Raw genomic sequence first — 8297 nt, forward strand, 5'->3', positions numbered from 1 at the left:
CTGACCGGGCGGGTCCGTGGGTGAGGGCGGTGCCTGCGTCGGTGGCTCTCAGCCGCCATCGCCCCGGGCGGCGAACCGGTACGGGGCGTGTCTCGGTGGCGGGCGTGAGACCGGGCGGTGCTTTGCCCGGCGGGTGCGGAAATGCCCCCGCGCCGACCCGCTTCTGGGCTGACCCTGAGCGACCTGCGGACCCGCCCACGACGAGGCGGGACGGCTGGAAGGCCACGGCGCTGATAGCGGGTTCCGGAGGTGCGTGCGCCTCGCAGAGACCGCTTGGCAGGCAGGCGCAGGTCCGGGGCGTCGAAAGACACCGCGACGAGAAAGACGGCACCGGCCGGGGACCAAGCCCGGTCGATGCCGCGGGCGCCGCGGGGATCGGATCCCGCGCGTTGACTGGCCGACACAGGGTTCCCGCGGCGTCCCGCGTCCCGCGTGTTCGCTTCTTGGGCCATGCCCCCGGCGCCAAAGGCGCGCGGGGACGATGACGCGTGTCCACGGCTATTCCCTCATCCTGAGGTGCCGGAGTGCAGCGGGCACCTCAGGATGAGGAGGGGGGTGGGATCGGCGTTCCTCACGCCACCGGTCCTCAGGCCGGCAGCGGCTCCCGCGGCTCGGTGTGGTCGAAGAGCCGGGGCGGCGCGATCTCGTCCCGGGCGCCCATCCGGGCGACGAGATGATCGGCGACCCGCAGGGCGTTGGCGATGATCGTCAGCGTCGGGTTCACGGCGCCGATCGACGGGAAGAAGCTGGCGTCGGTCACGTAGAGGTTGTCCAGCTCGTGCGCCTTGCAATTCGGATCGAGCACCGATGTCTTCGGATCCTCGCCGAACCGCAGGGTCCCCGCCTGATGGGCCGTCCCGCCGATCGGGACGTTCTTGCCGAGGTAGAGCGAGCGGTCGAACAGGTGCGGGTGGATGTCGGTGAAGCTGCAGATCTCGCGCAGCTTCTGCCGGAGCCGCTTGTGGGCCTCGACGTTCGTCTCGGTGAGGTCGAGGTGGACCTTGCCGTCCTTGTAGAAGACCCGGTTCTGCGGCAGCGGCACGTCCTCGGAGGTCAGCCAGAAGTCGACGGAGTGCTTGGCGATCCAGTCGAAGGGCTTGTCGGGGAACCATTGCAGGAAGCCCGGCAGGCCCTCGCCGTGGATCTGGGCTCCGTCCGACTTGCCGACCATCTGGATGTGACCGAGGGGAAAATCCCAGCCGTCCTTCGGGTCCGGATCGCCGAAGTAGAAGTCGTTGAGGCCGAGCGTCTTCTGGAACCGGGTCGGGTTCGGCACCTTGGAGATCGCCAGCACCGTCGAATTGTTGTGGCGCATGTAGTTGCGCCCGACCTGATCCGACCCGTTGGCGAGGCCGTTCGGATACCGGTCGCTGGCCGAGCGCAGCAGCAGCAGCGCCGAGGAGAGGGCGCCGCAGGCCACCACCACGATGTCGGCGGAGGCCTCGAAGGGCGCGCCGTCGCGGGTGCCGACCACGCCCGTCACGCTGCGGCCGGAGGCGTCGGTGACGAGGCGCTCGACATAGGTGCGGGTGAGCAGCGTCAGGTTCGGGCAATCGCGCAGGGCCGGATCCACCACCATGGTCTGGGCATCGGACTTGCCGTTGGTGGGGCAGGGGAAGCCGTCGAAGGATTCGCACTTGATGCAGGGCGAGGTCGGCACCGCACGGCCGTCCTTCTCCACCAGCCGCACGCCCACCGGCAGGTGGAACGGGTGGTGACCGGCATGCTTCAGGTTGTCGAACAGCTCCTGGATCCGTGGCTCGTGTGCCACCGGCGGATGGGCGTAGGGCTTCGTCGACCAGGGCTCGGTCGGGTCCTCGCCGCGAAGGCCGTGGACGTGGAACAGCTCCTCGGCGGCCTGATAATACGGCTCGAAGACGTCGTAGCCGACGGGCCAGGCCGGCGCGACGCCGTCCTGGTGGCGGATCTCGGAGAAGTCCTTCTCGCGGAGGCGGAAGAGGATCGAGCCGTAGAACTTCGAGTTCCCACCGACATAGTAGTGAAGGCCCGGGTGGAAGCTCTTGCCGTCGGAGGAGTACCACGTCTCCTTGGCCTGGTAGTAGCCGTCGACGATCACCGCCTGGCTGTCCCAGTTGCGCGGCTCGCGCAGCAGGTAGTCGCCGCGCTCGATCAGCAGGATGCGCTTGCCGGTCTGGGCGAGGCGCCACGCCATCGTGCCGCCGCCGGGACCGGACCCGACAATGATGACGTCGTAGTGATCACCGGGCATGTACCGTCTCCGTCCGGGCCTTCGCCCTGGCAGGCAACTCGCGAGCCGCTTTTCGGATCACCTCACGGTTCCGTTCAGCTCGTGCCGCGTCGCGGACTCTGCGAAATCCGCAACCGGCAGTTAAGGGCCTTTCCCAACGCCGCCTTCAGCTTCGGCTGCGATCCTGCGGCGGACCGGCCTGACGCCGGGGAGGCCGGAATGATCGACACGATGGCGCCTGTCCTGGCGCTCCTGACAGCGGCCCTGCTGGCCTTCGGCCTCTGGCGCCTGCTCGGAACGCGGCGCGCCGAGCGCGAGGCCGAGCGGCTGCAGGACCGCATCTGGCGGATCAGCGAGAGCGAGGACCGCTACCGCGCCTTGGTGGCCGCCACCACCGAAATCATCGTCCAGCGTGATGCCCGCGGGCGCATCACCTACGCCAACGAGGATTTCGCCCGCCTGCTCGGCCGCGAGCCGATCGCGCTGATCGGCTCCCAGGACGACCTCGAGATCCTCGACCGGAACGCCGTGGAGATCGGGCCGGACGGGGTCCGCCGCCTGGAGGCGCAGGTCCGGACGGCGGACGGCCGGGCGCGCTGGTTCGCCTTCGTGGAGATGCCGGTGGCGCACGGCGACGCGACGCACTGGCTGCGCGCGGGCCGGGACGTGACCACGCGGGTCGAGGCGATCCGCAGCCGCGACGCGGCCCTGGAGCGGGCCGAGGCGGCGAGTGTCGCGAAATCCCGCTTCCTGGCGACGGTGAGCCACGAGATGCGGACGCCGCTCAACGGCATCCTGGGCATGGCCGACCTCGTGCTCGGGACCGAGCTGAACCCTGAGCAGCGCACCTATGTGGAAGCGGTGCGAACCAGCGGTCAGGCCCTGCTCGGCCTGATCGACGGCGTCCTCGACTTCTCGCGGATCGAGGCCGGGCGCCTCGACCTCGCGGCCGAGCCCTTCGATCTGCCGGCCCTCTCCGAGGGGATCGTCGAGCTGCTGGCGCCCCGGGCCCAGGACAAGGGGATCGAGATCGCCCTCGACGTGGCCGAGGACTTCCCGGCCGCAATCCTGGGCGATGCCGACCGGGTGCGGCAGATCCTGATCAACCTCGCCGGCAACGCCATCAAGTTCACCGAGCGCGGCGGCGTCGGCGTCAGCCTGAGCTTCGCGCGGGCTGAAACCGGCGGCGAGGTCGTACTTGCGGTGGCGGATACCGGCCCGGGCATCCCGGAGGACAGGCTGCCGATCCTGTTCGAGGAGTTCGAGCAGGGCGATGGCAGCGCGAGCCGCAGCCATGAAGGCACCGGGCTGGGGCTCGCCATCACGCGGCGGCTCGTGACCCGCATGGGCGGGCGGATCGAGGCGGAATCGCGCCTCGGGCGGGGCTCGACCTTCCGGGTGCTGCTGCCGCTGGCCGAGGTTGCGGCGGCCGAGGGCGGCGAACGCGCGCCGCTGCCGGCTCTCGCGGCGCAACGTTGCCTGATCGTCGCCGACTCGCCGTTCCAGGCGCCGTACCTCGCCCGCAGCCTGTCGCGGGCCGGGGCTGCCACCGTGATCGTCGACAGCCTGGACTCGGGCCTCGACGCCCTGTCGGGCGCGGCCTTCGACGTGGTGCTGGCCGACCGGGCGCTGGGCGACGCGGCAGTGCGGCAGATCGCGGATGCGGCGCGTGCCTGCGGCGTGCGCACCAGCCTCGTGCTCCTCTCGCCGTTCGATCGGCGCGGCTTCGGCGCCCCAGGGGCGGCGGGCTTCGACGGCTACCTGATCAAGCCGGTCCGGCCGCGCTCCCTGTTCGAGCGCCTGCTCGCGTCGTCGGGCCCGGTCGAGGCCGCGACCGCCCCGCCGGCAGTGCCGCCGCCGGCCGGGAGCGGCCTGCGGGTCCTGCTCGCCGAGGACAACCCGATCAACGCCCTCCTGGCGAGCCGGGCGCTGGAGCGGCTCGGCGCCACGGTGGTCCATGCCGTCGACGGTCTCGCGGCCCTGGAGCGGCTGGAAACGGACGGTCCCTTCGACCTCGCCCTGATCGACGTGCGGATGCCGCGCCTCGACGGGCACGAGACCGCGCGGCGGATCCGCGCCGCCGAATCGGACGGCGCGCGCCGGCTCCATCTCGTCGCGTTGACCGCGAATGCGGGCCGCGAGGACGAGATCGCCGCCCGGGCGGCCGGATTCGACGGGTTCCTGGCCAAGCCGCTCAATCTCAAGCTGCTCCCGGCGCTGCTGGAGCGCCGATCCGCGCGGGCCGCCTGAGGGCGCGCGTTGACAGGCGGGCGCGTCCCGCGCCAACAGGACGGCCATGTCTAGAGCCAGCCCTCCGCCGTCCGCACCGCGCTCGTCGAGCGGCGCGCTTGCCGCCTGGGGCACCGCTATCCTCGTGATCGCCACCGTGCTCATCGGCGCCCTGGCGCCCGCGCGTCACGGGGCACCGGCGCGCTCGGCGGCGGAGGACCCGGCCTGCCTCGAATGGAGCGACGGCTGCACGGTCTGCCGGCGCTTGGCGGAGGGCCCGGCCTGCTCGCTGCCCGGCATCGCCTGCCAGCCCGGCGCGCTGCAATGCCTCCACCGGCGCGAGGGGTAATACGACGGTACCGCCCGTGACCTCCGAGACGCCGGTGCTGCGCTTCGCACCGAGCCCGAACGGGCGGCTGCACCTCGGCCACGCCTACTCGGCGCTGCTCAACGCGGACCTCGCCGCCCGGATGGGGGGCGTCTGCCGCCTGCGGATCGAGGATATCGACCCCGGGCGCTCGAGGCCGGACTTCATCGACGGGATCGTCACCGACCTCGCCTGGCTCGGGCTGACCTATCCCGAACCGGTGCGGCACCAGTCCCGGCACATGGAGGCCTACCAGGCCGCTCTCGACGGGCTGATCGGCCGCGAACTCGCCTATCCCTGCTTCTGCTCGCGCGGGGAGATCCGGGCACGCATCGCCTCCGGCAGTGAGAGCCCCTGCGATCCGGACGGCGTACCACTCTATCCCGGCACCTGCCGCCACCTGGGTTCGGCGGCGGAGCGGATCGCCCGGGGCGACCCGCATACCTGGCGGCTCGACATGGCGGCCGCCCTGCGCCGCGCCGGTCCGACGCACGAATACGTCGCCGTCGACGAGGCCGGCGCGCATCAGGTCGCGGCGAATCCGGCACGCTGGGGGGACGCGGTGATCGCCCGGCGCGACGTGCCGACGAGCTATCATCTCGCCGTGGTCCACGACGACGCGGTGGAGGGGATCACCTATGTCGTGCGCGGCCGCGACCTGGAGGCGGCGACCGACCTGCACGTGCTCCTGCAGGCCCTGCTCGGCCTCGCGACGCCGCGATACCGCCACCACCCGCTGCTGCTCGACGCCGGGGGTGAGAAGCTGTCTAAGTCGCGCGGCTCGCAATCCCTCGCCGACCTTCGGCGGGCCGGTACGACGCCCGCGGAGATCCGCGCACGGCTCGGCTTCGCTTGAAGGACGGCCTCAGCGGACCGCAGCGTCGCGCTGGGCCAGGGCCGTGGCGCTCTTCGACTTCTGCATGGTGATGTCGATCTGCTCACGCTGGCGCTTGAACTCGGCGAGCAGTCGCCCGTCGAGTTCCCGGCCGCGGGGCACACGGATCTTCATCGGATCGACGAAGTGGCCATTGATGATCACCTCATAGTGGAGGTGTGCGCCGGTCGACAGGCCGGTCGAGCCGACATAGCCGACGATCTGACCCTGCCGGACCTTGACGCCCTCGCGGATGCCGCGGCCGAACCGCGACATATGATTGTAGGTCGTCACGTAGCCGTTGACGTGTTGAACCTCGACCCGGTTGCCGTAGCCCGAGGTCATCTCGGCGCGGATCACCACGCCATTGCCGGCCGCCATGATCGGTGTGCCGATCGGGTTCGACCAGTCGACACCTGTGTGCAGCTTGGCGTAGCCCAGCACCGGGTGACGCCGGTAGCCGAAGCCGGACCGCATGATCCCGTCGGCGATGGGCTTGCGCAGCAGGAACTTCTTCAGGGAGCGGCCCTGGTCATCGAGATAGTCGATCGTCCCATCGTCCGGGGACTGGAAGCGGTAGACCTTGCGGGTCTCGCCGCCGAGCGTCAGCCCCGCGTAGAGGAGGTCCGGCCGATCCGCGCCGGCTTCGTCGTCGTAGGTGTAGAACACGTCGAGCCCGTCGCCGCTGCCGATGCGACGCTGGAAGTCGAGGTCATAGCTGAAGACGCGGACAATATCCTCGACAGTGGCCCGCGGCAGATCGTGGCGCGCCGCCGTCTCGTACAGGCTCTGGTACAGGCGCGGACCTGAGCCGGAATCCTCGTCGTCTTCCTCGCCGCTCCCCGCCTGAGACTGCCCCTTGGGGGAGGGGGCCTCCTCGGTGGGGGGCGCCACTGACACGAAGGCGCCCCGGTCGTTCAGCGCGGCGATCCCCTCGATCCCGTTCTCACCGTAGAGGACCACACGGGTGACTTGGCGCGGGTCGCCTGGATGGGGACCGGGCGCGACCTGGACGCGCATCGGCTGGCCTTCGGCAAGGGCGGTAGTGCGGGCCTTGCCGCCGAGCGCTCCGACGATGCCGCGGATTGCGTCTTCGCCCGCGAAGCCGGTGGCCTTGAGCGTGGTCTCGAGGGTCTCGCCGCGTTTCAGCGCGAGGTCGCGCTCCTCCACGAGGGGCGCCTCGTTGGCCTTCAGCTCGACCTTGGCGACTTTGGTGACGTTCTCCGGGACGACGAGAACCTCGATCGACTTGAACGGGTTCGCGTCCTTCGGCGCCGATCCGTCGCCGTCCGCGGCCGTTCCCTGCTGGAGCGTGCGCGACAGCATGATCTGCGGTGCGATCGGAATGGCGGCGCGGCGGCCCGCTTCGGCGGCGATGCGACGCTCCTCCTCGACCTGCGCGGTGACGTCGTCGTCGGTGAGTGCGGGTGCGTTGGCGTCGACAACGGAATCGGCGAGATCGCGCTTGACCACCGTCACCTCGGCGCCCGGAGCCTCAGCGGAGGCGTCGGGCGCGCGCTCCAGAGGCTCGTCGGACACGAATTTCATGGGATCGAAGCGGGGCGGCTCGCTCGCGTAGATACCGGTCGTCATTGACAGGGGAGTGGTCAGCCGCACGAAGGCTTTGGCCTTGATGATCTCGCGATCCCCGAGGCGGACTGTGACGGGCGCCCGGAAGCTCTGCTTGGCCGATGCGATCATCAGGTTGCGCACCAGCCGGTCGCCTTTGCGCGCGATGTTGGCGCCGCTCTCACTCGGCTGAGGCCGGGGCATGACCGTCACCTTCTCGGGGATGGCCGCAAAGGAGACGTCGCCCTGAAGGGACACATGGAGGGCCGCAGCGATCAGGCCGGCACCGGTCAGGCCCGTGAGGCTGCTGGCGCAGAGCCAACGCAGGTTGACCGCCCGCCGGTCGATCTGCGTCGCGGTCGCGCCGAGATGATCGAGAGGTTCCTGCACCCCACGCCGCGAGGAGCGGGCGGCTACGTCGCCGATCTTGAGTCGCTCGCGCTTCACTCGAAGGCCCTGAGAAGACGATGGCGAACGGGCGTCCCCGCAAAACACGGGGTGCAAAGGCCGGATTCAACCCGACCGGAAGCACCATCTGCGCCCGGCGAAATCATCTCTCGACCCAGCGTGTCGAGATTGAGGCGCCTCGCGGCTGTGCGCCGCTCTCGTATGAAGAACGCCGACATCGCTCGCGAGCCGAGGATCTCGCAAGGGCGCCGAGCTGGCTCGAAAAAGGGAGTTGACGGGTGAATCTTCGGGCTCTATACCCCGGTTCATCGGCGCCGGCCGCGGAAGTGGACCGGGCGCTGAGCCATCTTCTGACAAGCGGCGGGACTGGCCGGCGAAGCAGCCGGACGGTCTTCTGTTTGCCTCTGATGAGCCTCGGGTGACTGGGGCGGTTCTTTGACAAGTTGGAATGAGGAAGGGAGACGCGGGCGGCGTTTGTCCTTGCGGCTAGGTCTTAGGGCCTGGCGTGAGAGACTTGTGCCGATCTGTTGTTCTTCTTTCTGAGCTCACCGACGGGTGTTTTGGCGCTGTGAAGCGTCTGGCACTTGGTCGATGTGAGGCTCCGTCTGAGAATAATGTGATCGGCCAGATCAATCTCTTCA

5 protein-coding genes are annotated in these 8297 nt (G+C 70.0%); 3 read left to right on the forward strand and 2 right to left on the reverse strand.

Going from position 1 to position 8297, the window contains the following annotated elements:
* Positions 1-586: 586 nt before the first annotated feature.
* Complete coding sequence (locus BLT59_RS30185; protein WP_091789866.1) at positions 587-2230, reverse strand: GMC oxidoreductase; 1644 nt, start codon at positions 2228-2230, stop codon at positions 587-589.
* Between the two features lie 198 nt (positions 2231-2428).
* Between BLT59_RS30185 and BLT59_RS30190 the strand changes: the two genes are divergently transcribed.
* The 3 genes from BLT59_RS30190 to gluQRS are packed head-to-tail and all read left to right on the forward strand — an operon-like array spanning position 2429 to position 5661.
* Positions 2429-4459, forward strand: a complete 2031-nt coding sequence (locus BLT59_RS30190) for an ATP-binding protein (RefSeq protein WP_091789869.1) — start codon at positions 2429-2431, stop codon at positions 4457-4459.
* A 46-nt stretch (positions 4460-4505) separates the two neighbouring features.
* Entirely contained in the window at positions 4506-4787 is a 282-nt protein-coding gene (locus BLT59_RS30195) for a hypothetical protein (protein WP_091789872.1), read from the forward strand.
* Between the two features lie 16 nt (positions 4788-4803).
* Positions 4804-5661 carry a tRNA glutamyl-Q(34) synthetase GluQRS gene (gluQRS, locus tag BLT59_RS30200; protein ID WP_244514211.1) on the forward strand — a complete coding sequence of 286 codons (858 nt, stop codon included), beginning with the start codon at positions 4804-4806 and terminating at the stop codon, positions 5659-5661.
* 9 nt (positions 5662-5670) lie between these two features.
* On the opposite strand, the gene BLT59_RS30205 is transcribed toward gluQRS, so the two are convergent.
* A complete protein-coding gene (locus tag BLT59_RS30205) occupies positions 5671-7695 on the reverse strand; it encodes a M23 family metallopeptidase (protein WP_091789875.1) in 2025 nt (674 codons plus the stop codon).
* Positions 7696-8297: the final 602 nt, after the last annotated feature.

It is taken from the genome of Methylobacterium sp. UNC378MF, assembly GCF_900103195.1.
Lineage (GTDB): Bacteria > Pseudomonadota > Alphaproteobacteria > Rhizobiales > Beijerinckiaceae > Methylobacterium.